At 37.3% G+C, this 26,900-nt stretch carries 19 protein-coding genes; 1 reads left to right on the forward strand and 18 read right to left on the reverse strand.

Annotated elements, in window-relative coordinates; genetic code table 11:
* Positions 1–34 precede the first annotated feature (34 nt).
* The 18 genes from KO524_RS11855 to mnmE all read right to left on the reverse strand — a co-directional run bounded on the left by KO524_RS11855 (position 35) and on the right by mnmE (position 24,915).
* Complete coding sequence (locus KO524_RS11855; RefSeq protein ID WP_219294354.1) at positions 35–7,825, reverse strand: LysM peptidoglycan-binding domain-containing protein; 7,791 nt, start codon at positions 7,823–7,825, stop codon at positions 35–37.
* A gap of 162 nt (positions 7,826–7,987) precedes the next feature.
* On the reverse strand, positions 7,988–8,407 hold the full coding sequence (locus tag KO524_RS11860; RefSeq protein ID WP_219294356.1) for a hypothetical protein: 420 nt from the start codon (positions 8,405–8,407) through the stop codon (positions 7,988–7,990).
* 17 nt (positions 8,408–8,424) lie between these two features.
* Complete coding sequence (locus tag KO524_RS11865) at positions 8,425–8,880, reverse strand: hypothetical protein (RefSeq protein WP_219294358.1); 456 nt, start codon at positions 8,878–8,880, stop codon at positions 8,425–8,427.
* A 23-nt stretch (positions 8,881–8,903) separates the two neighbouring features.
* On the reverse strand, positions 8,904–12,635 hold the full coding sequence (locus KO524_RS11870; RefSeq protein WP_219294360.1) for a hypothetical protein: 3,732 nt from the start codon (positions 12,633–12,635) through the stop codon (positions 8,904–8,906).
* A 156-nt stretch (positions 12,636–12,791) separates the two neighbouring features.
* Positions 12,792–13,622: a hypothetical protein gene (locus KO524_RS11875; protein WP_219294362.1), complete on the reverse strand. Its 831-nt coding sequence runs from the start codon at positions 13,620–13,622 to the stop codon at positions 12,792–12,794.
* Positions 13,623–13,693: 71 nt separating this feature from the next.
* Positions 13,694–14,098, reverse strand: coding sequence for a hypothetical protein (locus KO524_RS11880; protein ID WP_219294364.1), 405 nt, complete (start codon positions 14,096–14,098; stop codon positions 13,694–13,696).
* A gap of 17 nt (positions 14,099–14,115) precedes the next feature.
* Complete coding sequence (locus KO524_RS11885) at positions 14,116–14,484, reverse strand: hypothetical protein (RefSeq protein WP_219294366.1); 369 nt, start codon at positions 14,482–14,484, stop codon at positions 14,116–14,118.
* Between the two features lie 89 nt (positions 14,485–14,573).
* Positions 14,574–15,245, reverse strand: coding sequence for a hypothetical protein (locus KO524_RS11890; RefSeq protein ID WP_219294368.1), 672 nt, complete (start codon positions 15,243–15,245; stop codon positions 14,574–14,576).
* Positions 15,246–15,601: 356 nt separating this feature from the next.
* Positions 15,602–16,150: a DUF4494 domain-containing protein gene (locus KO524_RS11895; protein ID WP_219294369.1), complete on the reverse strand. Its 549-nt coding sequence runs from the start codon at positions 16,148–16,150 to the stop codon at positions 15,602–15,604.
* Positions 16,151–16,420: 270 nt separating this feature from the next.
* A complete protein-coding gene (locus tag KO524_RS11900) occupies positions 16,421–17,233 on the reverse strand; it encodes a hypothetical protein (RefSeq protein ID WP_219294371.1) in 813 nt (270 codons plus the stop codon).
* A gap of 191 nt (positions 17,234–17,424) precedes the next feature.
* A complete protein-coding gene (locus KO524_RS11905; protein WP_219294373.1) occupies positions 17,425–18,225 on the reverse strand; it encodes a bifunctional 2-polyprenyl-6-hydroxyphenol methylase/3-demethylubiquinol 3-O-methyltransferase UbiG in 801 nt (266 codons plus the stop codon).
* Between the two features lie 217 nt (positions 18,226–18,442).
* On the reverse strand, positions 18,443–19,018 hold the full coding sequence (locus KO524_RS11910; RefSeq protein ID WP_219294375.1) for a hypothetical protein: 576 nt from the start codon (positions 19,016–19,018) through the stop codon (positions 18,443–18,445).
* Between the two features lie 99 nt (positions 19,019–19,117).
* The gene (locus tag KO524_RS11915) at positions 19,118–19,504 is read right to left on the reverse strand and encodes a VOC family protein (protein WP_219294377.1); all 387 of its coding nucleotides are present in this window, start codon (positions 19,502–19,504) and stop codon (positions 19,118–19,120) included.
* 26 nt (positions 19,505–19,530) lie between these two features.
* On the reverse strand, positions 19,531–19,884 hold the full coding sequence (locus tag KO524_RS11920; protein ID WP_219294379.1) for a DUF6713 family protein: 354 nt from the start codon (positions 19,882–19,884) through the stop codon (positions 19,531–19,533).
* A gap of 339 nt (positions 19,885–20,223) precedes the next feature.
* Positions 20,224–20,784 carry a hypothetical protein gene (locus tag KO524_RS11925; protein WP_219294381.1) on the reverse strand — a complete coding sequence of 187 codons (561 nt, stop codon included), beginning with the start codon at positions 20,782–20,784 and terminating at the stop codon, positions 20,224–20,226.
* Positions 20,785–21,219: 435 nt separating this feature from the next.
* A complete protein-coding gene (locus tag KO524_RS11930) occupies positions 21,220–22,368 on the reverse strand; it encodes a hypothetical protein (RefSeq protein ID WP_219294383.1) in 1,149 nt (382 codons plus the stop codon).
* A gap of 657 nt (positions 22,369–23,025) precedes the next feature.
* Entirely contained in the window at positions 23,026–23,475 is a 450-nt protein-coding gene (locus tag KO524_RS11935) for a hypothetical protein (RefSeq protein ID WP_219294385.1), read from the reverse strand.
* Positions 23,476–23,523: 48 nt separating this feature from the next.
* Entirely contained in the window at positions 23,524–24,915 is a 1,392-nt protein-coding gene (gene mnmE, locus KO524_RS11940; RefSeq protein ID WP_219294387.1) for a tRNA uridine-5-carboxymethylaminomethyl(34) synthesis GTPase MnmE, read from the reverse strand.
* 148 nt (positions 24,916–25,063) lie between these two features.
* Here mnmE and KO524_RS11945 point away from each other — a divergent pair, with 148 nt between their 5' ends.
* Complete coding sequence (locus KO524_RS11945; RefSeq protein WP_219294389.1) at positions 25,064–25,897, forward strand: universal stress protein; 834 nt, start codon at positions 25,064–25,066, stop codon at positions 25,895–25,897.
* Positions 25,898–26,900: the final 1,003 nt, after the last annotated feature.

Below are 26,900 nucleotides of genomic sequence, written 5' to 3' on the forward strand. Positions count from 1 at the left end.
GGACCGCTATTTTTATTTATAGCGGTCACCTGGTTTATTCCAAATCTTGGTTGGTAATATCAGCAACTGCAGCAATCTTTAGAGTAATTTTTTCTAAGCTGAGCAAGGGTAAAATATTGTCTTCATCTATACTGGAGTAGAACGTAACAGCAAAACTCAATATACCTTTCTGTTGAGCGGGCTTTTTGTTATGAAACCAATCTAAAATGGCTTTATTTAGGGCTGTTATTGCAATTCCTGTACCTGCGGCATCCGTTTGATCAAATACTGTAGGTGGCATTAGTACTACAGGTAATTGAATAGGAATTTCGTGTAAGCAATAAGTATAATTAACCCAAATCTTGAGCCTAACTGGATTTACAGGCCCTGTTGACGAGGCTAATAATTCTGTTAGTAAGCCTTTAAGATAATCCATTAAGCTATTTGATACTGGCAATAGCGGTAACAATGGAATCTCCTGCGTTATTTTTTGCGATGGTGTTATTGGATTGCTAAACCTTTTTACAGGTGTAGCATAAACAAACTCCGGACTTGTATTTAAGCCATTTTCTCTACCACTGAGGTTGGCATTGCGTTGTATATATAAGCCAGCCCAGCCGTTTTGTATCTGAAGCACACTGAGATTTACAAAACAAATACTTCTTTCTCTAATAGCTATTCCGTCGGTAAAGGACAAATATTGTTTTTTGCCTGCAATAATTTGATAATATCGGTAACTCACTTCAACATAATCTTGAGGAAAACTTTGCCTTGGCAAACGTATTTTACGCGACGCATTGGACTGCTTTGTTACGAAAACTTCTGCTATATATCCATTGATTTGTACTATAGGATAGTTCACATAATCAACCGCTTTATCTTTTGCCGTAGCCGACCAATTACTAACTATAATTTCAAATAACCCAGATTCGGTACTCGAATCGGAATCTCTTTCCGTAATATCAAAAGATACTTTTACAACATCTAATGGTGGAATATCCATCAATAAAGATGGATCTGGACTATATAATTTAAGCCATTTATCCGCCACTTTCCCAACCAAATCCCTATAGCTATTTAACGCATTGCTTAATCGTTTTAATTCTGCTTCGCTGATTGCTGCGTTGACTTTAGGCAATTCATCTTTGAAAAATCCATTGAAATTTTCGCGTACCGATTCGAATTGTGCCAATTCAACAAAAAGTTCTTTTTGCTTGATACTTAGGTCTTTTTCTTCTTCTAGCACCTTCCAATCCGATTGCTTCGCATTGAAATAGACTTCAAAGTGATAAGTGTCCTGAGCGGTATACTCCTGTATCGTATAATCAAACAAAAAATCGGAATACTTGACTTTGTTAATACTGATGCGCTTATCGGGTATTGGAGCTACAAAGATTTGACTTCCAAATGCAGGTAAGTTCGGATATTGACGAATAGGTATCGGAATCTGAGTGCCGATTTTGTCGGTTTGATTTTGAGCCTTTAGCGGAACTATAAACGTTAACCATTTCGATAGTTCATAATCACTCAAGTCGCTAGAATATTCCGAAATAGCGGCAACTTTAAGTTTGGTGATATCAAATTCCAAATGGCTAATTTGATAGTCAATCGCTAAGCTGAGATTGGAATCCAATTTGGCTTTTTGGGTCGAAAAGGTATAAGTAAGATACGAATTTGATTTTTTTGATAAATCGGTATTAAAATTCCGCAACGGTATTTTTGCCGTCGAAAACACATAATTCTCATTGGTTTCCGCATCTGAAGATACGGCTGCAAACGGTTTTCCATACAAATTAGGCGCCACGATTTGATCGCTGTCGGGGTAAGGAGAATCCACTGCGGTTTGGTATTGAACAACTGCATTTAAAGCATATCCATCGGCTAAATTGATTAATAATTGTTGTTTTATTTTCTCCCTAGCCAACTCTTGTCCTCCTAAAAGCTTGGTGTCGTATTCTAGAATAGGAATGGTTTGTAAGGCTATGGCCTGTGCTAATATCTCTTTAGCTTCTAGGAGGTTCGCTAAGATTCCCGCGCTTTCTTTACTACCATTAAGATGATCAATCATCGTTATAGGCAAACTTAAATCGGGCGCCAAAACCTCCTCTAACCCGCTTAGTAATCTAGTCGCCCATAATTCTGTATCCACATTATTAAAACTCATAACAACAGGGGCTTCCACTTCAGTTGTTAGATAATGAGAAAATGGATAAATAGGTATATTGGTAAGATTTGCTAGAAAATTAACTAAAGGCTGTGGCGCAAAGCAAACGACTTCTTCAAACTTGATGTCAAAGCCAATTCCGGCTTTTTTACTGTTTATATCTTTAAAACGGATTACCCATAAAGCTTCTTCTTTTGCTCCAGTAATACTGCTGGCAGTTTCACTTACATAAGTAGCTGCCATTTTTAGTCTTTCCTCCTTAAAAGTGCTTTCAAATTGTTTAGCAAAGGCTGTTAGCATTAACGTGTCGGCACTTTTTTGCAGTTGCTGCTCCGAATCCGACTCGAATCCTTTTAATTTAGGCTTAATAGAACAGCTTACGGACTGTACACCCGGCACAAAAACCTTTGGTGATGCTGATAAGACGAATTGCGAATCGATAAGGTCTTCTGAACGCGAAAAACCTACGGTCACAGCAAGTGCAAATATATCATTAGGCTGGCTATCCGCAATACAATCCCTATAGTTATAATGATAGCGGTAACGCTGGTGTGCAACAGCTACGCCTTCGAATTGATTGTTTGAATCAGGATTTTCAATAAAATTATTTATCCACTCGATAACCGTTTCTAAGTAAACGAGCAGTCCCTTTTTTAATTCCGTCTGTTTTGTTTCTGTTTTAGGATACGTATGTGTAGGATCTAAGGTTACTTGAAACGAAACGTTAAAATCAAGCTCTACAACCTGATAATAGATCGAGATATATTGTTCTAAATCAGCTACTGCTCGTTGCAATACCAAGATCTTGTCGTTTGCAGCATCTTGACTTCCCGGATTCCAACTGTAATTATCTGCCGGATAAAAGTCCAGATTTAAACTGAAGTTGTCTTGGGACTGCGGCTGTTTTTCAAACGCAAAATCCACGGTTAATACCGGCCATGCTGACAGCGGTATCAGTTGATCAAAATAGCCAATTTTAGTCGCCAAACTCGGTATGGCAGTATCCAAAACATTACCATAATTATCCTGCCAGTTAAAATCGAGTTCCAGGGTTTTCGACAGGCCTAAATAGGGTGATGATTGAGCGGAAAACCACAACGGTTTGGAGTTGGTCTGCGCAGTTTGATAAATACGTGCCACCGGCAAGGCTTTAGCATAACGCCATAAGTCTTGGTCGATATCGTTGGCATTGTCCTGGTTTTCCACGTCTTGCGGGCTCAACGGTAAAAGGGAAGTAATCGCTTTAAAATCACCACTCCCAACCGTTTTAAAGTTGATTAAATTATATTGTTGTTCCAATTCGTATTGATAATCCGGTGAAAGTTCTGCCATTAACTCCTCTGTTGGAGCGGTTGGGTTTATTCTAGTCAATTCAAATCCTATATTACCCGGTTTTAGTATGGCATTTCTCTCCAATTTACCTTCTTGTACAAGTACGTTGTTATGGTTGTTTTCCAAATCGACTTTCCAGCTTCCAAACAACAATTCCTGACTAGCATTGATGGCTTTGGTCGTTACCAAAGCATTCATAAACGGTTTAAGTTTATGCGATACTTCATTTACTACACCTTCGTAAGTAATCATTACATAGAGTTCTGCTTCACCGTTTGCAGAGAAAACACTGTCGGGCAAAGTTCCTCCATCCGAGGTTTCCAAATATAGGTAGTATCCCCCAGTTCTCACCAAGGATGATTTCCAAATTCGCTCGATACAGGTGGCGATAGGTGTATTGGAAATCTTTTGTTCCGTTAAGGCTAAGCTTGAAAACTTTGGATTTGTCTCTGTAGATAGATTGGTATTAATCAATAAAAGCAACAAATCTTCTGAGGAATAAGAATGCAATGCTTTTACCTTATCTTGTGTAGCATCCGAAGAAAAAAGTATGGTCAATTCCTTTGGGCGGAATTCCTTTTGATCATCTTCCAACAAGGCGGTAAGCAAATCAATACCCGTAGCGTCGGTTCCAAATACTTCAAAGGTGCATTTATTGATTTTTGATCCGTTTTTGGACGATGCTCTTTTTACGGTTAAAGGTATAAAAGTGCTAAAGGAATAGCTGTCTTTTTCCAAGTCTTTTATGCTGCGTTTGGCTCCAGGTCTGTCTTGTACTGCTACTTTTATATCGATTTCAGGAGTTTGATGCAAAACGGTGTTTAACGATTTGGAAAAATTCCATATAGCAGTAGCTGAAATGCCCCCTTCTTTTTCCCATAAAATCGGATTGGCAAATGCAAAGGTTTTTTCTTGATCTTGATATAGTTTTAAAGCTTTAGGACCTTCCGTAATCAACGGTTTAATGGTAATTTGCTGAAAATTTTGGACCCTTTGCTTTTCTACGTCTAACAGCTTATAGGAAAGGCTGACCGTTTCTTCGAGAGTTGCTGCAAAGGCTTCTCCGTTAAATATAACCCACGGCAAAGTATCATTCGGGCTAGCCGTTTGGGTTTTGCTCAAGGTAAAAGTGTATTCAAAGGAATCGATATTATCAATATGCGGTAATGTAAATTGCTGACCAGAAAGGGCATAAAGTCCTTGTGTTTCCTTAGCAGCATCGCCAACTGCAGTTACCATAGGCAAGCGAAGTCCGTGTAAGCTAAAACGACTGGCATTACCACCCGCTCCAATGAAAAAGTCTTTTTGATAGACCGCATTCAATAAATCGACGCTGGTGAGCGCTGTCACGTTTTCAATGCAAATGAGGGTGTTTAACGCCAACCATTTTGTGTTTCTTTCGTTGGCTTTTGCAAGCTCTTCCAACGGTATATTGAAATCCGTAGCTATCGACAAAAAAGTAGCCTGTTCGGGAACAGTAGCCATAAAGGCTGGTAACTTTACCGCAGTAAATGCCGCCAAAATTGGTATATGAGCATTGAGGCTAATTACAGCTGCAAGCTGTTGTTTAGTAAGATTATTTTTTTCTGCAATGCTTTCCAAGGTGTCTTCTGCCAACACTCGGTAAGGTATTTGTGAACCCGGCAACTTGATTTGGCTCATCGGTATAAAAAGCTGAACCTTGCTGTTGAGTGATACCCATTCCTGAGACCAGGCATCATCTTGCTTACTATATGGGTGTAAAGCATTTATTTTATCAAAGGTATCGTCAGCTTCTATGCTGTATGTTGTTCCACTTATGGCAATCGGTTGGTCTTTTAACAACAAACCTTCAACCGTTTTATTGCTGTTGACCAAAGCCGTAGCCGTTGTGGAAAATTGAGTAGCAACAGCAGCTAATGAAGTACCTGCCTTGGTGATGCGATAATCATAGACTTCCATAACATCACAGGCGGTTTGCAACAATGACTTTCCGATCAGTAAGAAGTAATCTCTAAAAATATAAGTGGCAATAGATTCCAACTCCAATAAATCGGCTGTGTATTTATTTTCGACAGCACTTTCAGGACTAAATTGTTTTACCTGCTCCTTAAGTTCCCTTAAATAATCTTTGTTTACCGCGTTGCAAGTACTGAAATCCACAACCGTATCGTTGTAAGAGTTAGACATAAAAAGCTGTGGAATCATCGGAAATATCGTCAAAAACAAATCCTCGATTTCCGTTTTTTCTGCTGTCAAAGTATTTTTTAAAAGTGCTTTCTTATGGTCCGTATTCGGATCGATAATATTTAACACAAATAAAGAACTGATAAAACTAACAATTTGCTCGTAAGTAAACGGTACGTTATCGCTGTCGTTGTCCTCGTTTAAGGCTTCCAAAATTTTGGTCAAGGTCTCTTTATCGATTTTTTGAATAAGGAGTTTCTCAAAAGTTCCTGCCGCTTCTGTAGGTGAATTGGCCGCATTTAGAATCCAGCTCAATACCGCTATACACAATTTGTCAAAAGCTTGAAAAGGGCTGTTTGATTTTAGCGCATTAGCATCTATAATTCGTTCTCTAAGAACTGCATCTCCCAGTGCGCGATTATTCTCTAAGAATAAGCTAGCTATACCTATAGCTGACTGGGTTGTTTCGACTTTTGCCGCACTAAATAACGGAATAAGATTAACCGTCAACCGTTCCACATTGTCCTGATTAAATACCTGATTCCAGTTCAATACTATGGGCTGCTGTGCCGGATTTCCTCGTTTTTGAGCAGCGAAAGCTATCGAATTAGCTGCTGATTTTAGTTGAGAAACCGTGTTCCATTGCGTTGGTGATGCCTGCCCAATCGTAAAGGATTCTCGAATGGTAACTGCAAACGAAAGGTGAATTTTAATCTTGAAAATTCCCAAGTTAATTTTTACGGTCAGTCGTAAAGACACCCCCGCTTCAAAAGACAAATAGATAGGTGCTCCTGCCTCTACTTCAACGGATATCATCGCATATACGAGTATATCCAAAGTCGCGGAAATAATGGCAAAATTTACACTACCATATATATGTCCGACCAAGGCAAAAGTCCCTTTTACACGATAATATAAATCCGTAGCATTATTAGCGAGTACGGCAGTGGTTTTATACGGTTTAAACCAAGCTAAAGTTCCTTCTAATACGCCATAAAAAGTGATGGTAAGCCCAGCACTTAAAATACCTTTATTCAAGGTTTTTCCCAGTCCGATGTTTAGCCCCAGACCGAATTCTAAAACCGGATCAAAGGTGCCTAAATTTGTTTGGGGAACGGTAACGGAAGTAGCTCCATTGAGGTAGGCAAAATAAAAACCACCCTGACCGACAAAGGGAAAACACTGAACGCCAAACGAGCGCGAAAAATCGTTATTGTATGGAAAGCCAAAGTCAACTTTAAAATTACCGTTGGTGTAGATCCAAATCGCTATAACCGGCAAAGTTACTGAAACAGCACCAAACTCTAAATTGCGGATGGCGTCTGGTAATTTTAACTCTATTTGATATACACCAATATCATCGGTTATTTTTTTATAAAGGATTTCAAATTCTAATCCGTCTAAAACTTTCGCTTTATCTCCACTGAGTTTTATATAAATACCATATAATACCGGGTCGTTAAAGACGACTTGTAAGGCGACGGTTTTCATAATTTCGACATCCAGCCCAAAAAGCCAATCGCTTTCGTTGCTAAAACGCAACATTTTTGTAAAATCGGGTACTACGGTTCCTGGAGCCGGAGGATCAAATAGTTCCAACATATCGTTAATCACCTCTTTTACACGCGAATAGGATGCGGCCTTTTGCAATTGTATATGCTGACCGATTCCTATAAATTTAAGATCAAAAAGCGACCCATTGGGTTTGGGTTGTGGCAAGCCCTCCGCTCCTAAAAGATTAACTCCATCGCTACCAAATAAGTTAGCTAAATCAAATTGTAAACCAAATATATCCAAGCTGCCTTCCATATTGATATTTACTTCGCGAATAGAACGAGCAAAAACCTCGATATGACTTATTTTTAAACCAAAATCATTAAAACCGGGATCGAAAGCGATTCCAAATTCAATTTTTGAATTCGGCGCGTTCGGTGCTTTTAGCATTAACTTAAATTCGGGTATATTAAATTCTAATATATAATTCCATGGAGTCGGGATTTGCAATTCAAATCCAGGTTTTACAATTTGTACAATACCGGTTATTAAATCCTTTAAAGTAAAATCTTTTAACTCGACTATAAATATTTGCTCTTCCTCGTTAACAACTGCAGTCATTACCAAAGGTTTACCAACAAATTTAAGATAGGCAGCTATGCCGTAGGATTTCTGATAGGAAGTAGTCATAATTATAGGGGTAATTTTAATATACGAAAGTTTACAGCTATTTGCTAAACAGCCTCTTTATTCATCTTTTACAATAGAAATAAAATGATTCCGGAAAGACCCAAACCGGTTTTTCCGGAATTTAACAATACTTTTTTTCAAAATAGGAATGCTAAAATGATCTTACTGCATTTTAGTTGCTTCAACACGGAAACCAATTCCGTCTATTATCGCAGCACCCAATATATTGTTAGTGCTCATCTGAATACCGATACTGATGGAAATTTGATCAAGGGTGTGGTTTTCCGTTATTTCAGTCAAGGCTACCTTCTTAGCTTGTTTAAGAAAACCCAGTTGAGGAATAACCGACTCTACTTTTGAGTTAATTGCCCTCAGTGCTTCTTCCGCATCAATGCTGGCTCCTGCTTTGCCCAGTTGTACCGCAACTGCTTGAATAACCTTAGATGGTTCTTTGATGTAATGCTTTTCTTCCAAGTCAACTAACCGAAAAAAACAAAACAGCTTTAATGCATTTCGAGCTATTAATTCTATTTTATGTCCTAAAACATCTAGGGTTTTACATATAATTTTCTGAACAGGCATTGTTTAAGTTTTTTAATTTAAACCGCAGTTTGATTCAGCTCGATGGAAAAAGCAATACCGTCCAGGGTCACAGGACCTAGGGTGTTGCCTTCGGTGAGACGCAATCCAAAACCAAACGCGTATTTGGCATTATGCAAATCAACATTCTTATCATCTTTGTCTGAGGGTTTTATAGTAAACTCGGTAATAACAAGTTCGCTAGTTATGATCTGCTTCAATACCGGAATATTTTTTACTTTATCTATTTTGTCTTCAATTTCTTTCACATTAACAAGACCCGAAACCGTACTGTCAAATTTTGTTAATATGGTTAACAGCGCTTCATCGATTTTTCCTAAACTCGCTGCTTCATAGAACGACGGTGCCTTATAAGAAAAACTAGGATTGGTAATATCCTCTGCTGTCAAAGTGACTAGCGACCCATTTAAGGTCAAGTAAACGGCCCCGCCGAATTTTTTTGAATAGTTTGCCATGATTTCTAATTTTTATGGATTAATTAATAGGATTTCTTTTTTTTAGGTTTTGGTTTGCTGAGTTCCTGCTTTTTGTCTTGTTTATAAGCGCCAAACCACGCCAAATTACTGCTGGCAGAACCGCTAGCTGCTGGACTGTCTGGATTGCCAAAAAGATAGAGTACCGTACTTCCATTTGGCGGCAATTTTTTGCCTAATAGCGATACGCCTACCTGAGTAAAGATCATGGCATATTGCCGTGTTTTTGGTTCATTAAAAAATAAAACCGAACCGATTTCAAATTTTAATACCCCCTCAATACTAAAACCGCCTCCGCCTCCACTAAAAGGCATTTTTACATAAATATGGGTTTGGTTACTTGCTATTCCCGGACGCCAAGCTAGTATTAAAGTAGCGTCGAAACCCACTTTGGCCGCTAGCGCTCCCAAGCTTCCCAGATTGAGGTTAAAACGTAAGGCATACCAATAATCAGACACAGGCGCCGTAGGTAGTGGCGCTTCGACCCGAATAAACCCCAACGATTCCGGATTTGTTATTTTATGTTGTTCCTCCGCCTTATCCGGATTGTTGTACATTAAATTTTTAAGTTCGATAGGAAAATGTTGCACCAAACTTCCCAGCCGTGCTTTGCTGCTACTCTTGTTAAAATTAATATTGGCAGGAATAAATAAAAATGTTTTATGAGGTGTTCGATCGCGAGGATTAATGTCTTTTAGACTAAACTTCATATCCAATAGTAGGTTGTCAAAACTCAGACTGTCGTAGGAGAATAAATCAAAATCCCCTATTTCTTTGAATTTGAGGTTGCCCGACAAATTAAAACGAGTAGTCATCAAGTTTTTTTCACTATCTTTTTTTATTTCTTGTTTGGGAGCCATATCTTCTACGGTGGACAACTCGATTCCCGTTATAGTAACCGATTCTATGGCCGTGCTGGATACCCATAACGTATTGGGTTGAGCAACGGTAAAAGTATAAGAGATGTTACCATTCTTTTTATCATACTGCCCATTCATAACGATACTGTTACTGTAAATAGCCGATTTGCTAACCGCTGTTTCTCGCACGACCATCTCATCAAAGAGGCTGTTTAAACTCAATTGAATACTGGCACGAAAATCGGCTACTAATGAATTGGCAAATAGTATCTGCAAATCCAAAACTTGAAAATCATAGTCCCCAGGAGCTTGTGGATAACTTTCTGGTCTTGGAATCGTTTCATTCTGATAGGCTAAATACATCGGATTAAAATAACTTATCATCCCAAATAAGGAGCTCTTGAAGTTGACATCAAGTTGTTGCTTATCTGTTGTTTTGATTTGGTTGGCCTCAATTCCGAAATGGTGGGCTGCAAATCCAGCGGGATTTATTCCGGCCATAATGGCTTTAATCTCTGCTGGAAGATGGTCTGGGTTTAACGTTACTTGCAAAACAAGTACACCCTGCCACAAAGGATTCGTTACGATATTTATAAATTGCTTAAAACCTCTATTTTGAGGCGAATTACTATCGGTTTCTGTATTACTTATGGCTTTTCTGGCTGTTTCTATATATGCTTCAATCCACTTAATCAAATTAGGGATTTGCTTTTCCTGATTAAATACCGTAGCATCGGTCCATAGTTCCGAATCCTTAATGCGCTCTTCTATAGATTTGTTACAAAACTTAAAAATCATGATGTTGGTAAATTCCGCATCGGTATTATTTTGTTTGTTTTGATGAGCAATGTCCAGTAAAAAAGGCCAATCGGCAATATTTATTTGGTTTTGAAAGTGGTCTATATAGTATTGTAACACTTCCGGATTATCGGGTTTAGTCGGATCGCTGATTACTAAAAACTGTTCGTTGGTTTGAAAAGCACTTTGCAAGCCGGTGATGTTATTCTGTATATCAATACCTTTAAATCGTAACGGTAGCTGTGTCGTTTCTGAACCGCTGCGTTCATTATTTGCCAAGGTTAGGCATTTCCATGCAGTTTTATCACTGTTGAGATTGACCAAAAATCCTTGCGGAGTGGTTGTTAGGTTACCAAGAGGACAATCATCGGCAGTAATTCTTTTTACAGTCGAAGTTTTTTTACGTTTTTTTACTGCATTTAAATGTACTTTCTGGAAATGTGCGATAATTTGTTTACGACTCGGATTTAATACCTCGATTTCAAATAGTTTAAAAACGGCTGAATTATCTTGGACTATATCCCCCTTTTTTCTTAGTTTTTTAATCGGCTGAACCGTGGCAGAAGGCACTAAGGGAAAACCGTCTTTATTATTGCAATCCAACGCTGCTAAGTTTGCAGAAGGAACTTCGGCATAATCCAATGTACCGCGATTTTTTCCCGGTTCATATAATGGGGCCTGTACCGGCTGAGAATAGTAATTATTTAAAAGCTTTGAACTGTTTGGTCCCTTTTTTATCAACGCCCATGAGGTCGTATATTTATCGGTTAACAGCAGTGTGTTCTGAGATTGTATTGGGACTTTTTTATCCGTATCAAAGCAAGCAGCATAAGCCGGTTTGTCTGGAAAGAAGCTGATTCGATCACCCAGTTCCGCTTTTGACGCTTCTGTAAAGCTAATGGTTTCGGTACCCGATAAACCACATAACAACATGGTGCCAAAATCCGATTCGGATTCTTGATCAGCTGTACCCAATGTAAAATCGCCCTCTAAAGTCCAACAATATCTTTGTTGTGCTGTTGGGCTTAATATGCCTTTACCGAATACGATTAAGGCACTATCGGCTGTCGGACTTCCTTCAGTATCAAACTGTGTTATCGGTTGAAAAACAATTTGTTTACCGTAATTCGTGATGAGTTTTGTAGGAAGTAGGCTTTGTTCTTTAATTTTTGTGTTGTTTTTCTCCCTAAAAGCAAAATGGGTTCTACGGGGATTCCACTCATTAAACACATCCGAAAAGTCGATACTGGCAGTGAAAGAAGCGGGAATGGTTTGTTGAAATACGTCATAAACCAACTCGGTATCCCGTTGTTCTTTATCTGTATAAAAATACTTGAATCCGGTATCGAGTATGGTGTATTCTTCCAAAACATCTTTGCTTTTTACATAGGGATATAGATCATTTTCACACTCAAAAAATAGCGGTTTCTCGAAAGTAAATGGGAATGAGATAGCAAATTTTAGACATCCTCTATTAATTCCTGTTAAAGGAATCAGCAGGGGTTGTTCTTTACCCACGCCTTTGGTGTCTATTTTACCAATTCGGATGCTTTTATTTTGCATTTTATTAGATAAAAACAATCCGTATTCGGTGTCTTTAGTAACCGAAGTTGGCATACGGGAAATGACAAATTGACTCCCGACAATCTCGATTTTACAAGATGGTGGTATTCCCATAAAAATAGAATCATTAAGATCCAAATGTTGCGAACTGTATCCGGGATTCACATTACCGGAAGTACTCCAATATTTGAGTTTTTTAAATAAAAGGGCTTTTCCAAGTTCTATATCCTCTTTGCCATATTCTGGATTAAACCAGAAAAAACAACGATCGGTGTTGGTAGGGTATTTTGTATTAAGGAATGTCCAGTAATTACTTATAAAATGGGGTTGCTCTAAATCGGGGGGGCTCGCCGCAAAAAGGTAATTTCCCCTATATATATTTAAACTATCGTCTAGAGAAATCGATTGTGGAAACTCCTTGTAGTCTGGAGGTAATATATATGCTACCCAACCCACAGCACCTTGTAGCACATATAGGTTCTTGATATTTGACGGTTTAAATACATTGACAGCCATAAGTTTTACTTTTAATATCATGTTAAATAGCCCCGAATTCAAAACGAAAACCGGCCAGAAATGCGTTGTGTTTTTAGAATACTTGCCGTAACTAATATGCTGTCAAAAACAATATGCCCTGTTTTTTACAGTATAAAAACTATGGATAAAGGCTCCTTAATCCGGGTTTGGGATTCGGAACTCTGTAGCAGCAATAATCCATTCCGTAGCTTCGCTAGATTCCCCACCCATTCCGTATACTACCGTGTACATCTGATTCGGTACTAGTCCACCTTCAATATGGTTTATCGCTAACATTCCCTGATTGAGATTACTATTAATTCTTTGTTTTTTAAGCAGATTTACCCCCTTAAAAGTATGGGCCGTAAAGCGCCCACTAAAAATTGCAATCCAATTGTTATTATCTCTTGGTAAATTAAAGGCCGGTGTCTCATAGGCAATAATCAAACTGTCCGTTCCCAATTGAACCACTTCCACCGAAGAAGAAAAAGCATTATCGGTACTGATTGGTATATATCGCGCTTGATTTTTGGGAATAATCAAGGTACTGCAGAAAGAGGTACTGTCTTTTCTATTGATCCCCAATCCAATGATATAGTCGATATTGTTAATTCCTTGATCGAGTTCAAAAACGAAACTTCCCTCTTTACTATCTAAATCAATCGATTGTATTGCTTTTTTGCGATGCAAATCCTCAATTTGCGTTCCTTGCCATAAGGCTGCGTAATAGCCCGACTCTCTAGGATTGCTCCCCTCGAGCCCATGTAATTCGATGGCAATCATCGATGCGCTATACAAGGTGGCTGTAAATGAAATAGTCTGCTTCTTTTGTTTAGGAATAAGCTGTATAGACCCTAAAATATTAGGGTCTTGCTGCTTAGTCGAAAAACAGTATGCCAGCTGTCGCTCCGAAATACACGAACCCAATCCCGTCAGTAAAAACAGGGATAGAAACAGTATGTATGTTGTTTTCCAAGAGATTGACATGACTACAAATGAATGCTATTTAAAACGGCCAATATTTAAAATAACTTCCGTTTTATTTTAAACTATTTTTTTTACGGTTCGAAAGTTACCACTACAGCCTGATTAATTACCTCTGCACTATAAAAGCCTGAGTCACTATTCAAAATGCGTTCTCGGTCAATATCTCCGAATATTTCTAAAAACGCACTTTTGATTTCTGACGACCAAAAATCCAAACAACCTACCACCCATCCGGTCTCCAATTCTGCATCCCAATTTTCTAAGACTGTTCTGACTGTTGCCACATCAGCTAGCGTAAAGGGAACGTCGTTTTCATCAAATAGAACCAAATGGATTCCAATTAACTTAGTACTGTCTTTGATTTTGCAAAAAAGCCCCAAGCAGGAAGTAAACTTTGTAAATTTAAGCTTGTCTCCTATGGCGTATTGACATTCAGCAATAGCAGTTAAATTGGTGGTTTCTGTAAGTGAATACATATTAGTAAATTTTAGTATTAAATAGAAATAGTTGCCTTGAATTTAAAATCCCCGTCTGCTTGACCATAGTCAGTCAATTTATACGTACTGGCTCCGGTATGTTCTCCCATAGCCATAATGTAATGATCACCCCCATTGTCGTAAAAAAACAAGGAAACACTTTTTACTCCCAATACGCCCGAAGAAGCATGGAGTACGGGAAACCCAGCGAATTTATAAGAACCCGTTGCCTTTCCTTTATTACTATAAACATCATTTAAAGATTGTTTTAAGTTCGACTGTCTGTCGGAATTTAACAGATTACCAAGATATTTCTCGGTCTGAGCCTGGTCCATCGCACTGGTATGCGTGCCGTCTGATTTGATTACGATTACTTTATTAGACATTTTGAATTTTTTTATAGGTTAAGACATAAATAGTAAGCTCTTGCACTATCCGTATTCGAATAGATCTTAGTCATTGGATTTTAAATTCCCTATGAAACAGTAAATTCGGCAGCCGAAACCAAGTTGGAATAATTCGGTTTTCCAGATTTATCTAATCCCATACCGTAAACTAGAGTGTATTTTTGAAAGCGCACCAATCCATCAGGAATTTTGTTCATAGCCACGGCTCCTTCGTTGGTATTGTCCTCAACCATAGTGGTGGTAATCACATTAAGCCCTTTATACATATTTGCTGTCAACTGCCCCTTGAATAAAGCGACCCAGTTGTTATTAGTAGCAGCTAAATTATAGGGTGGAGTAACAAAAGTAGCTATAAGACTGTTGCTGCTTGAATATTGTAGCTCCAGTGTGCTCAGGTTAGTTTCCAAGGGTGTGAATCGCGGGCTTCCTTTAGGAATGTTTAGCGTTGCGCAAATGGAAGTACCACTATCACTATCTACACCAAAACCGATGATGTAATCCAAATCGGCCAAGGCAAGATTTTCAAAAGTTGTACTACCGGCCTGAGTGCCCGTTTCGATGTCTTGCTTGGTTAAAGCATTTTCAAGTGCTTGGATTTGACTTCCTTGCCAGATGGCTATAAAATAACCAAGCGCTTTAGGATTAGAACCGGGTAATGCATCGAAATCTAACGAAACCATGGTTCCGCTTTGAACCTGACCTGCTAGGTCAATTGTAAATTGTTTTTGAACGACAGCCATATTTAAATATTTTAAGAATTAATAAAAAACATGGGTTTTTAGAACATGCTCACTGTTCACACCCTGTTTATTTATTACAAATATGAAGCGATTCAAAGGATTATTTAAGCTGGTAAATACCCCTTTTGTCAAAATAGGTATTTACCCGCTAAGTCTTTTCAGCCACTATCGAAGGCTATTTATATAACTTAAAAGTTTTAAAAGTAGGCGTATCTCCTATACCCTCTTAGGTTTTTTATTTACTTTACACAGCTTCCTCTCTGAAATGCCTCCTCATAGGAAGGGAAAACTATAAAAACAAAAAGAGGCTGTCTCAAAAAAAGACAGCCTCTATGGTAAATTCAGTAAAATATTTATTATGCCTCCAAAGCATCTACTACAGCAGCTTCCTCATTTTCCGCCCACAGCGCTGTTTCCGGTTTAGAGTTCTTTAATGTATTAAACCTTTCCATTTTTTCTGAATCGCCTTCTTCCCCGCTAAAATAAGGAAATACATCCATGATTGGCGATTCAGCTATGGCAGGTATCGAGTAATCTCCCATGGTATTTTTCATCACTATTTCTGTGTGATCGTAAGCTTCTTTGACGTCGTTGGCTTGTATCAATATTGTCAAAATGGTTTTTCTTTCTTTACCGCTTTCTTCGTCATAAGCTAGTAAGGAAACTTTTGATTTAAACCAACGATCGGTATTTTCAAAGGGATGAATTTCTGCGTAATTCGCTATATTAATAGCCGTAATTTTAAATTCCTCACTAATATAAGCCGTCATTTCTTCGTTAATTCTTTTCTCCGCTTCTGTATAGGATAAAGCATCAACTAAATAGGGTTCAGTAACCACTTTTTGTTTCCCTGTTTCATCTAATTTCCTATATTTTACTTTGCATTCATACCAAGTTGCACTCATCTTTTTTTTCTTTTTTTAGGACACCAAAGATAGTTTATATATAGAAGAAATAGTAATAGTTCTGCAAATAGTCTGCACTCAAAGAGCGCTTTTCCAGAACTTATTCTTACTTACTTCTCGTTAAGCTATTTACCCGGTTCGAGTAAAACACTCACTAAAACTGTGATGCAAATCGGAAAAAAAGCAAACCATATTCCAATCGCTATCGTTGGTTTAAACCGCTAAAAAATCAGATTTTAAGGAACTGCATTTCCATACTGTGGTATTTATTTAGCTCCAAAATCGTAAGGGATACGTCCAGTCGTTTGAATTGAAATGCGGTGATAATTTATTTCTCAAGTCGGGTATAAAAACTCCCTGTACACAATGATTACTCACCTTTAGTATATCCGAATAAGACAGCGCTTCTAAAACGGTTCTAAGAAAATATTTATCCCCTTTACAGAATTCCTTTAAACTATTAGTCAATTCTGAAAGCTTGCCTTTTTCCGAATTCGCTTCCCGTTTTTCGATGAACGGTTTCGTCCAATCAAGAGTTTGCACCGTTTGAGTTAGGTAGGGTAAAGCCACATGTAAATCGACATACAAATACTCTAAATAGGATCGGTCAATCGAACCGCCCCGAAATAATTTTAGAAAAAGTTGCTTTACAATGATTTCAAGTGTCAGTTCTTTTGATTTCCATTCTAGAGTGTTTAATTTCTCTAAAGTAGCATTTGTCAAATAATAATAGGAGGCGTATTCTGAAACTAAACAGTAATTTTTTTGAGTCGCTCCATAAAAAAAATGATTAGACAATTTTTTTTTATCCCGTAACTGCAATTGATTGTAAATTTGTTCAATCACTTCCTTCTTATCATAATTAGGTGTACTTATTCCTAATTTGATGCGAATCAACTCATATCGATGGTGGTAATCATCATCTTGATCTAAATCGGTAACCCAATCACCTTCTATACCGTCGTAATTCCAATGAAAACAAAAGATAGCATATACTAAGTCATAATCTAAATTATTCGATTTTGCGATAGTATGTATTTTTTTCTTTGCCTTGGCTGTAGAATTAATTGTTGCTATTTTCATTCGATTTTCTGCGTTCTAAGTAAGTTTAGTTGCTTCATAGCCTCTCAATTATAGGTTTAGGAGAGTACCTTACAATGTATGTTGGTTTTTGAATAAATTTACCTTCTATTATGGATTCCATATCATAACTTACTAAACTTATATAGTAAGCTTTTAACATAAGGAAATAACTTAATTTATTAGATTTCTAATTATTTCTTAGTTCCCACTATGGAATAAACCAATGGAATCTTATTATCCAAATGTTTAATACGGTATTTTTTGGGCTCGCTCTCCATCATACAACTAAAAATATTGTAAGGTGAATAGTCAAATTCCTGAATTTCATTAAGCGCTATTGAATTGTTAACCAAAGCTGTAATAACTTCACTCATACTGTGATTCCAAGTCACATAAGACTGTGAAATATCAGCATTTTTATCTGCATAGGTCCCGTTTTCCGTCTCTATAATAGGAGCTACATTAAAATAGTTATAGTCGATTTTTTCAAAATTATCGTCAAACATCCAAACTACAGGATGAAATTCAACAAATATAAATTTCCCCCCTGGTTTTAAAAATCTCGAAATTAACTTACCCCATTTGTCTAAATCCGGTAACCATGTGATTGTTCCGTAACTCGTGAAAACCATGTCAAATTGCGTGTCTAAATGCTTTTCCAAATCATATAAATCGCAACAAATGAATTGTGCTTCTGAATTGGTTTCTTTAGCAATTTTTCTAGCAATTTCAATGGCTTTATCTGATAAGTCAACACCCGTTACTTCGGCCCCTAGCCTGCTTAATGAAATCGTATCTTGTCCAAAATGACATTGCAAATGCAAGATACGTTTGCCTTTTATATCCTTAAGCAAATCCAACTCAATGGAATTTAAGGAAGTTTCTCCTTTTAAAAATCCAGCAAGATTATAAAACTCCGAATTCAGATGCGTAGCTGTTCGATTATTCCAAGAATGTTTATTTATTTCGATATAATTATCTGCTGCTTCCATACTATTTTTTTGTTTGAATTGTTCTATTGCTATTTTATTAAAGCTTGTATAACAATCTTCTTTATTCGCAACGAAAATAGCAAAAAATACGAGTTAAAAAAACGAGCAGTTGTAAAAATGTTAAAGAGTTAGCTATATCACTTAATTTGCTATTTAAAAGTATTATGTACCTCTTAACTTAATAATAGAAAAGCTCCCCAGTATGATTCAGTAAATATTAAGGTTGCTGCTCTACAACGGGCTTTATCTGATTGTTTATGGCTAAACTATCTATGATCTCTTCAAACAAGGCTTTAATGTCATTTAAAACGGAAAACTCAAGGTCATCTTTGTCAATGTAAGTAGCCAGCTCATAAATGTTTTTACCCAGAGCGGTTCCCCAGATTCCGTCGTTGTTGTCAATGATTAATTCTACCACATTCAAGTCCATGATTTTATTGGTTGTAGAACGGTTTAATGCCGCTGGAGAAACTCCCCTATTTAAAAATACTTGATACATACGATTAAAACGCGTATCCACTATTCTAAATTGACTGGTATTGAAAATATTGAGCACGCGATTTAAAAACGTCGCTTTGCAAATTTTGAGATACATTGGCTTGCTCGATTCAAATTGACAATACACCCTGGTTACTGTAGATTCAAAACTTTGAATTCCCACACTACTGTGAAAGGTGTAATGATCGAAAATTATTCTATACCCTTTATAATCATATACAGCCTTTGACGAATGCCAATACGAGCGCTCCATATAATCGGATTGTATAAATTTACTGTAGTTTTTCCAGTACATCTGTTTTTGTTTAGTCAATACGTACACCAGCCTATAAAAAAGGCGAATTAATTCTACTAATATTCCTTATTTTCAAACTACATCTCAGTTTCAAATATTTTATCGCTTAGCGCTTTTTAACTGAAACACGTTGCCTTCCGGGTCCAATCCGTCGCACAACCAAAAATCATAATCCTCAAAAGTTTTTATATCGCGCATTCGAATGTTTTTCGAAATCAAATTATTTCTCGCAATTTGAATATCCACGTCAATCTCAAACACCATTTTCGCGTTGTTCTGGTAGGACTGAACCGCGTTTGCTTTTCCCCGATATTCCAATCCCATTGTATGTAGTCCAAGGTGTACCCCTCCAGCGTTTAACAACACCCAATTCAGGTCTTCTTCAATAATTTGCAATCCGAAATTTTCTGTGTAAAATTCCTTGAGGTTTTTTACATCCTGTACATATAATATTAAAGTACTCAAACTAACATTCATTGAACTCAAAATATAAAATTAAAAATGATCTCTATTTAAAATATCAAATCAAACAGACCGCAAATTCCTGCTCCGACTATAAAAGTCCAAGAAATCCAATCTTTAAATTGATTTTTCACGTGTTTTAAATATACGAGATGCGCAACAAGATGTATTAGTAGGAAAACATCAAATCCAGTTTTAAATATTTCGGGCGACTCAGAAGCTGTTAATTGCCAGAAAATAAAGTAGCCTATCGGTATATGTGCCAACAAAAAGATTCGTTTTCCCCATAGATCACTGAGCTGGGAAAGCCCCGGAAAAATATGCCATTCCTTACAGCGAACCGCATCTATTTCATGTAATACAAAAAAGGTAATTCCTAAAAAAAACAAAAACGATGCTGACATAAAAATGGGGAAACTATGAAATACTGCTATACTCAAAATCCGCATAGCGGAACACAAAGATAACGAAGCATATTGTACTGCAAGAGTTCTAACACTAAATTTACAGACTGGGATTTAAATTTTTTAGCTCCCCCTTACTTTAATTAAAATACAAAAAAAAAGTAAAAAGAACAGTCTATTTAACACAACAAACTGCAAATAAAACGTTTAAAATTATCCAAAAACAGTAGCTGATTTTAAATGAAAAAACACGGTATCATATATAAATTAGTCCGCATCAATACTGTCGATTTCCTCTAAAGAGAAAAATCTACATTTTATAAAGCGAAATTTGAAATATTATCCTTCAAATTCCCCACAATCGTTTTCCTTAAACAAAGGTAAAGCTTCCTTGGTCGTATAATAATTGGATGTTCTTTTATTTCTTAAATCAAATTTTTTACCGCTGATGTTCAACTTATATACCGGTGCTTGATCTATTTGAGTGAGTGTAAAGATTCTGTCTGAGGTTGTAAAAATATATTTATTAGATTCCGCATCAAAAGTAAATCCATCCATTACATAAGTGTCCTTTTCGTCGCAAACATTAGTCCAGACCATTTTATTGTCAGCAATGGACAAATTCGCTAAATCACAGGCGTAACAGTTGCCCGAAAATTCAATACCGTATTTCTCATAAACATCGCTGCTTTTACTGTCTAATACAGCTATCGGAACCAATGCTGCCAAAGCTTTGGGAACGGCCGCTGTTTCACTATCTACCGGGGTTACTTTTTCCTTGGTTATACTAACTACACTACTTGTTTTAAATGGGGTCTCTACCGTTTCTTTTTTAGCAGTAGTTGTACACGAACTGAGCAATGCTATCGCGATTGCAAATGAAATCAAAGTCTTTTTCATAAGAATGGATGTATTCACTAAATTAATTTATCGACTGTAAAATTAAACAAAATCCGACAGTCATTATAACACTATTTTCAACCGGTTAAAGGTTAAATTCAAACGTTTTATTGATTGTTTATTTGAATCCTAATAGCTTCCAAAAAAAAAATATCAGCGAAGTATCCAATTGTTTGGGTTATAAAAACCCACGGCATTTTTCTATCGCTTTTAAAAGAAAATACGGTTTTTTACCGAGTCAGTTAAAAAATTACATCTGAAAAAACCTAGTTCTTAAAGAACTCAATAATTGTATTGAAACTCCGACTAAAAAACCTAATCGAAAGGCACTCCCAAGCAAAAAAATCTTTTTTTTAACTAAAAAAACGACGCTTTAAGCCAAAAAATAAGGGCTGCCCTTTTTGAGACAGCCCTTGAATTTCAATGATTAATTCTTTATTTCTTAATCGGTGTACCTTGGAACTTTGCTTTAAAACGTTGGTTTGCGATGTCTAATTTCACCATGTCAATAGTGATTTTATACGCTCCATTTTCCTTGGTGATTTTGATATCTCCATAGTCGATATCCGACACTAATTGTCCCGTTCTAAGGTTCTTTACTGTAAAGTTATCCGCAACGCGTAATGGACCTGGTTTACCTTGATCTCTATTTGAAGTTAGTACGTAATCCCCCACTGCGATTTCATTAGCATTGGTGCTTAAAGCACCAATTTCGAATTGGGCTTGCCAGTCCGCATTTTTAAACGTGATGTTGTAGTATGCCAATTTTTGACCTGCTTTCTCCTCTAGTTCCGAGGTGAATTCAACCGCAGTCATGGTGATTGCTCCATCCTCTTCGGTTTCATCTGCTCTCTTAGTTTTAACTGTTGCAGTACGCATCACCTTAGCATCAGTATGAGAAACTGCCGCTACATAAATGGTGTATTCCGTATCTGCCTGAAATCCTTTTGGTTTTAATGTCGAAGCTGTTTTTACATTCATCACATTACTACCGTTAGTCAATACATCATCAACACTTAATGTTTCAGCCGAAGGAACTACTTTATATCTGATTGTTTTTGCACCTTCTGGTGTAATGGTAAAAATAACTCTTTCGTTAGTGGAATCAATATCAGTTAAGGTTATGGATACATCCAATTTCTTTAGAGTAGTCGCGATTAGCGGTTGCTCTAAAGCGGTGATAGCACCCGCACTATTCTTTGCTGCTGCAAAAATATAGTAGGTCGTTTCCGGCAATAAATTCGCCACTTCAACGGTTTTCGACCACTCTTTTACCGTTATCCCCTTTGAAAAGATATCCTCTGGAGTAACCGCAGGCGGCATGGTTTCTATGGAGCCTGGTAACACTAAGTAAGTCACCGTTTCAACATGAGTAGCTTCGATGTTGAAACTTACACTTTCCTCTAAAGTCGCTGCCAATGTAATGGCTAAACTGCCTTTTTTAGTATTTATTTCCGGGTCTGTATCAGGAACATCAATCATTTTTTCAGAAATGATTGGTTCATCAGGAACACAACTTGTAGTGGTCAGCATTACTGTTCCCATACATAGGGCAACAAATAAATTGATTTTGTTTTTAAACATGGACTTTTGATTGATTTCTTTAATAAAAGCCCGCAAGATAGGATATATTCTATGTTGTACAAATCATTGCAGAAATAAATTTTCAGTACCACTATCCCTCTAATCATCACCATTTCAACGCGTTCTGTGCAGCATTTCACAAAGACCAATTCGTCGCATTTCTCAAGCTTAAGGAATCAAGCTATTAATGAGCTAAAGTGTTCCTAACTGCACTGCATTAAAACTTAAAAATTGTAATACTATGCCCAATTTGTTGACTTGTTATATAGTAAACTCACGCAAAAGGCTACTCCTGATAATCTCAATGACAGCAGACGCCTTATCTAATTCTTGTTAATATTCCAGTTTCGAAAGATCAAAACCAGCTTGCTGTGTAGCTAACTTACATTCTATTTTTAGCCGCTTTATAATCACTATGAATGGGTGTATTTTTTAGCTGTAAAAATTTCTGATTGTATAAAGAGCTGATTTTACTACAACTAATCATATTTAAAACTGCTTAATCGCTGCATTTACTTATTCAAAGTGGTCTGTTCGGAACTGGTCGTTATCCTACATCAATTTAAACCTGTACAAAAAAGGTTAGACTTTAATTAAAAAATCTAACCTAAATATTCTTAACATTTACTCTTTATGTTACTGTATCGTGGTTTTTTATCAGCCTTTCACAATATTAATAAGTTGCATTTTAACATACTCTAGAATTTCTTTATCTCTATTCAATTGCTTTTCAATTTCACCCTCAGCAAAATGTTGTACTTCAATAAAATCAACTTGCCAATCATCTTTATCACTATACTCCAGTTTTATATGATTATGTCCCTCTCCACGCGTTCTACAGGAGTTTATAATTACATTTATTTCGGGATAGCTATCTATTAATTTGTCTACTTGCTTAACTTGTCCCGCTGTATCTCCTGCACTGATAAATCCTATAACAAAATCCGCCGTTTTAATTATGCCCAAAATATCTACCCTACTAAAATTAAGGTCAATAATATCATTGTCTAAAGGACTATATTTCTCAATAACCCAATTTGCAACATTTTTTACTTTTGTAGATTTTCCACTTTTTGCGACACCTTTAAAAGTCAGCATTTTTCTCATAAATCAAAGTTTTATTAAAATGTATCTAAAATATTTCTTACTAATGGTTTACTTCCCGATACAAAAATTAGCAAATATATTCCCTAGCAATTCGTCATTGGTGACTTGTCCGGTAATTTCGCCGAAATAATATAAGGCTTGACGGATGTCTATCGCCATAAGGTCGGCGGGAAGACTGGTTTCCAATCCCCATTTGACTTTCTGTATTTCTTCCAAAGCTTTGAGTAAAGCGTCGTAGTGACGGCTGTTGGTGACTATGGTTTCGTTGTTTCGCAAGGCACCGGTGTTGACAAACGACAACAAACGTTCTTTGAGTTCGTCTATACCGATTTTTTCTTTGGCCGAGATTAAAAGGATATTTGGGATTTCGGATTCCAAAGTAGCACGCGTAGCTGCCTGGATCATATCCGATTTGTTGCCTATAACCAATAACGGTTTTAACGGGTACTGCTCTTCAATACGTCTCAGTTCGTTTTTGATTTCAGCGATACCGATATCGGTTAATTTGCTGTTATCCACCAAATAAACCACTACTTGCGCCTGCTCCATCTTTTCAAAGGTCTTTTTGATACCGATTGATTCAACTACATCGACCGTCTCACGAATACCTGCGGTATCGATAAATCGAAACCCTATACCGTCAATGACCAACTCATCTTCGATAGTATCTCGCGTAGTACCTGCGATATCCGAAACAATTGCGCGTTCTTCATTTAATAAAGCATTGAGCAAAGTTGATTTACCTACGTTGGGTTCTCCAACGATTGCGACTGGAATACCGTTTTTAATTACATTACCCACAGCAAAGGAATCAATCAATCGTTTTAAAACCAAATCAATGCGTTGCACCAACTCATTAAACTGTGTTCTGTCTGCGAATTCAACATCTTCTTCTGAAAAATCCAATTCTAATTCAATCAACGAAGCAAAATTCAATAATTCCTCACGCAATTTGGCGATTTCACTGGAAAATCCACCGCGCATTTGTTGCATGGCTATCTGGTGGCTGGCCTCGTTGTCTGATGCTATTAAATCGGCCACTGCTTCTGCCTGAGATAAGTCCAACTTACCGTTTAAAAAAGCACGAAGGGTAAACTCCCCCGCTTGTGCCATTTTAGCGCCTTTACGCAACACCAATTGAATGATTTGTTGTTGTATAAACGTAGAGCCGTGACAAGAGATTTCTACTGTATTTTCGCCTGTATACGAGTTGGGTCCTTTAAACACTGAAACCAACACCTGATCGTAAACCTTATCCCCATCAACCAAATGCCCTAAGTGGAGCGTATGCGTTTTTTGGCGGTTTAAGTCTTTACCACTTACCGATTGAAAAATTTCTGCTACCAAAGTAATCGCGTCCTTACCCGAAACACGGATCACTGCAATCGCTCCAGCACCAGACGGCGTAGCCAAGGCCACGATTGTATCTTGTAATATCATTTTGTCGTTTTGTTTACTCCTACAAAGATAACCTTTTATCAGCAGTCGGAAAAAGCATATTAGAATCGAAACACACTTTTCTTAACACTTTTTCCATTTATATTACTTTGCTTTTTTGTATCTTTATGAAAACGCAATAACACTAGCTATGAAAAAGATTTTATTTCCTACCGATTTCTCTGACACAGCAAATAATGCTTTAGTCTATGCCTTAAAGATGGCCGAAAACAGAAATGCCACTTTATATATACTACATGTGTATGAAATGCCTGTTATATCGGCTACAGCCAATCCTATGATGATTCAAGATGTTTATAAAACAATTGAACTCGGACGTTTTGAAAACTTTAAAGACAATGTACCTTCCATTCGAAAAATCGCAGAAGACAACAATTTAGGGCATATTCCGATGCATTTTATACTTGAAGAAGGCTATTTAATAACCATTTTAAAGAAAATTGTCAAAGACGAAAACATCGATATGGTGGTAATGGGTACAAGTGGCTTATCTGGTTTTGAGAAAAAGATTCTCGGATCAAATACCGCCAGTACGATTTCTGCCCTAACCATACCTGTTTTAAGTGTTCCACATGATGCGGTTTACAAAGCCATAAAATCAATTGCTTTTACTACGGTATTCGATCAGCACGATGATGCCGCTCTATCCAAATTACTACCTATAGCACATCGTAATAACGCGATTATTAAATGTTTACACATTAGTAATGACGGTATTAATGAAGACTCAGAAGTAGTACAAACCTGGAAACAAAAATACGCTGGAGAACCCGTGGAATTTCATTTTGTTTCAAGTAAAGAGACAGAGAAATCCATTTTTGAGTTTATCGATAACGAAAGCATCGATTTAATTGCAAGTGTTACTCGTAATAGAAACTTCTTTGAGAAAATATTTACTACGAGTTTAACCAAAAAACTGGCATACCACACCAAAATTCCGGTATTGGCCTATCATGAGCATTAGATCGTAACTAGATGAAAACGACTTTCTAAAAAAAACACTATTTAGATTTTAGCTAAATGGTGTTTTTTTTATGCTTTGTCCGTAATCTTACCCCTACGGGGTTCTGCGAAAATGATATATTATTATAAACAACATTCCCGTGTTACGCATCTATAATCATGTCACCCCTACGGGGTTTTACAAAAATGACACATCATTTTCTATAACCATGTCACCCCTACGGGGTTATGCGAAAATGATATATTATTATTATAATAACAATCCCGTTTTATGTATTAGCAAAATCCCTATCGTTTCGTCTGCGACAAAACGATAGGGATTTTGTGCCGTGGCGCTGCGCTAGGCTTTTATGTATAATTCCTTAGAATAAAACCCCGTAGGGGTCACATGATTCTAAGGGCGGATACGCCTACGTACCTATTCGCTTATAGGCAGAGAACCCCGTAGGGTGACATAATTATAACAACATAGTTTTACGCATTAGCAAAATCCCTATCATTTCGTCTGCGACAAAACGATAGGGATTTTGTGCCGTGGCGCTGCGCTAGGCTTTTATCGTATAATTCCTTAGAATAAAACCCCGGAGGGGTGACATGATTCTAAGGGCGGATACGCCTGTGTGCCTATTCGCTTATAGGCAGAGAACCCCGTAGGGGTGAAAGAATGCTAGACAATAAAATGTTGGTTATAGAAAACCCCGTAGGGGTGAAATGATTATAAAGAGCGGATACGCCTATGGGCCTATTCGCTTATGGGCAGAGAACCCCGTAGGGGTGAAATAATGCTAGACAATAAGATGTTGGTTATGGAAAACCCCGTGGGGGTGACATAATTATAACAACATAGTTTTACGCATTAGCAAAATCCCTATCGTTTCGTCTGCGACAAAACCATAGGGATTTTGTGCCGTGGCGCTGCGCTAGGCTTTTATGTATAATTTCGTATAATAAAACCCCGGAGGGGTGACATGATTCTAAGGGCGGATACGCCGATGTGCCTATTC

The sequence above is a fragment of the Flavobacterium sp. NKUCC04_CG genome (assembly GCF_019345525.1).
Classification (GTDB): domain Bacteria; phylum Bacteroidota; class Bacteroidia; order Flavobacteriales; family Flavobacteriaceae; genus Flavobacterium.

Coding starts and splice junctions, on each gene's coding strand:
- KO524_RS11900 (WP_219294371.1), bottom strand. CDS start 17,233: ATGAAAATAGCAACAATTAATTCTACAGCCAAGGCAAAGAAAAAAATA.
- KO524_RS11910 (WP_219294375.1), bottom strand. CDS start 19,018: ATGTACTGGAAAAACTACAGTAAATTTATACAATCCGATTATATGGAG.
- KO524_RS11905 (WP_219294373.1), bottom strand. CDS start 18,225: ATGGAAGCAGCAGATAATTATATCGAAATAAATAAACATTCTTGGAAT.
- KO524_RS11890 (WP_219294368.1), bottom strand. CDS start 15,245: ATGGCTGTCGTTCAAAAACAATTTACAATTGACCTAGCAGGTCAGGTT.
- KO524_RS11860 (WP_219294356.1), bottom strand. CDS start 8,407: ATGCCTGTTCAGAAAATTATATGTAAAACCCTAGATGTTTTAGGACAT.
- KO524_RS11855 (WP_219294354.1), bottom strand. CDS start 7,825: ATGACTACTTCCTATCAGAAATCCTACGGCATAGCTGCCTATCTTAAA.
- mnmE (WP_219294387.1), bottom strand. CDS start 24,915: ATGATATTACAAGATACAATCGTGGCCTTGGCTACGCCGTCTGGTGCT.
- KO524_RS11885 (WP_219294366.1), bottom strand. CDS start 14,484: ATGTCTAATAAAGTAATCGTAATCAAATCAGACGGCACGCATACCAGT.
- KO524_RS11870 (WP_219294360.1), bottom strand. CDS start 12,635: ATGGCTGTCAATGTATTTAAACCGTCAAATATCAAGAACCTATATGTG.
- KO524_RS11920 (WP_219294379.1), bottom strand. CDS start 19,884: ATGTCAGCATCGTTTTTGTTTTTTTTAGGAATTACCTTTTTTGTATTA.
- KO524_RS11865 (WP_219294358.1), bottom strand. CDS start 8,880: ATGGCAAACTATTCAAAAAAATTCGGCGGGGCCGTTTACTTGACCTTA.
- KO524_RS11875 (WP_219294362.1), bottom strand. CDS start 13,622: ATGTCAATCTCTTGGAAAACAACATACATACTGTTTCTATCCCTGTTT.
- KO524_RS11930 (WP_219294383.1), bottom strand. CDS start 22,368: ATGTTTAAAAACAAAATCAATTTATTTGTTGCCCTATGTATGGGAACA.
- KO524_RS11925 (WP_219294381.1), bottom strand. CDS start 20,784: ATGAAAAAGACTTTGATTTCATTTGCAATCGCGATAGCATTGCTCAGT.
- KO524_RS11935 (WP_219294385.1), bottom strand. CDS start 23,475: ATGAGAAAAATGCTGACTTTTAAAGGTGTCGCAAAAAGTGGAAAATCT.
- KO524_RS11880 (WP_219294364.1), bottom strand. CDS start 14,098: ATGTATTCACTTACAGAAACCACCAATTTAACTGCTATTGCTGAATGT.
- KO524_RS11895 (WP_219294369.1), bottom strand. CDS start 16,150: ATGAGTGCAACTTGGTATGAATGCAAAGTAAAATATAGGAAATTAGAT.
- KO524_RS11945 (WP_219294389.1), top strand. CDS start 25,064: ATGAAAAAGATTTTATTTCCTACCGATTTCTCTGACACAGCAAATAAT.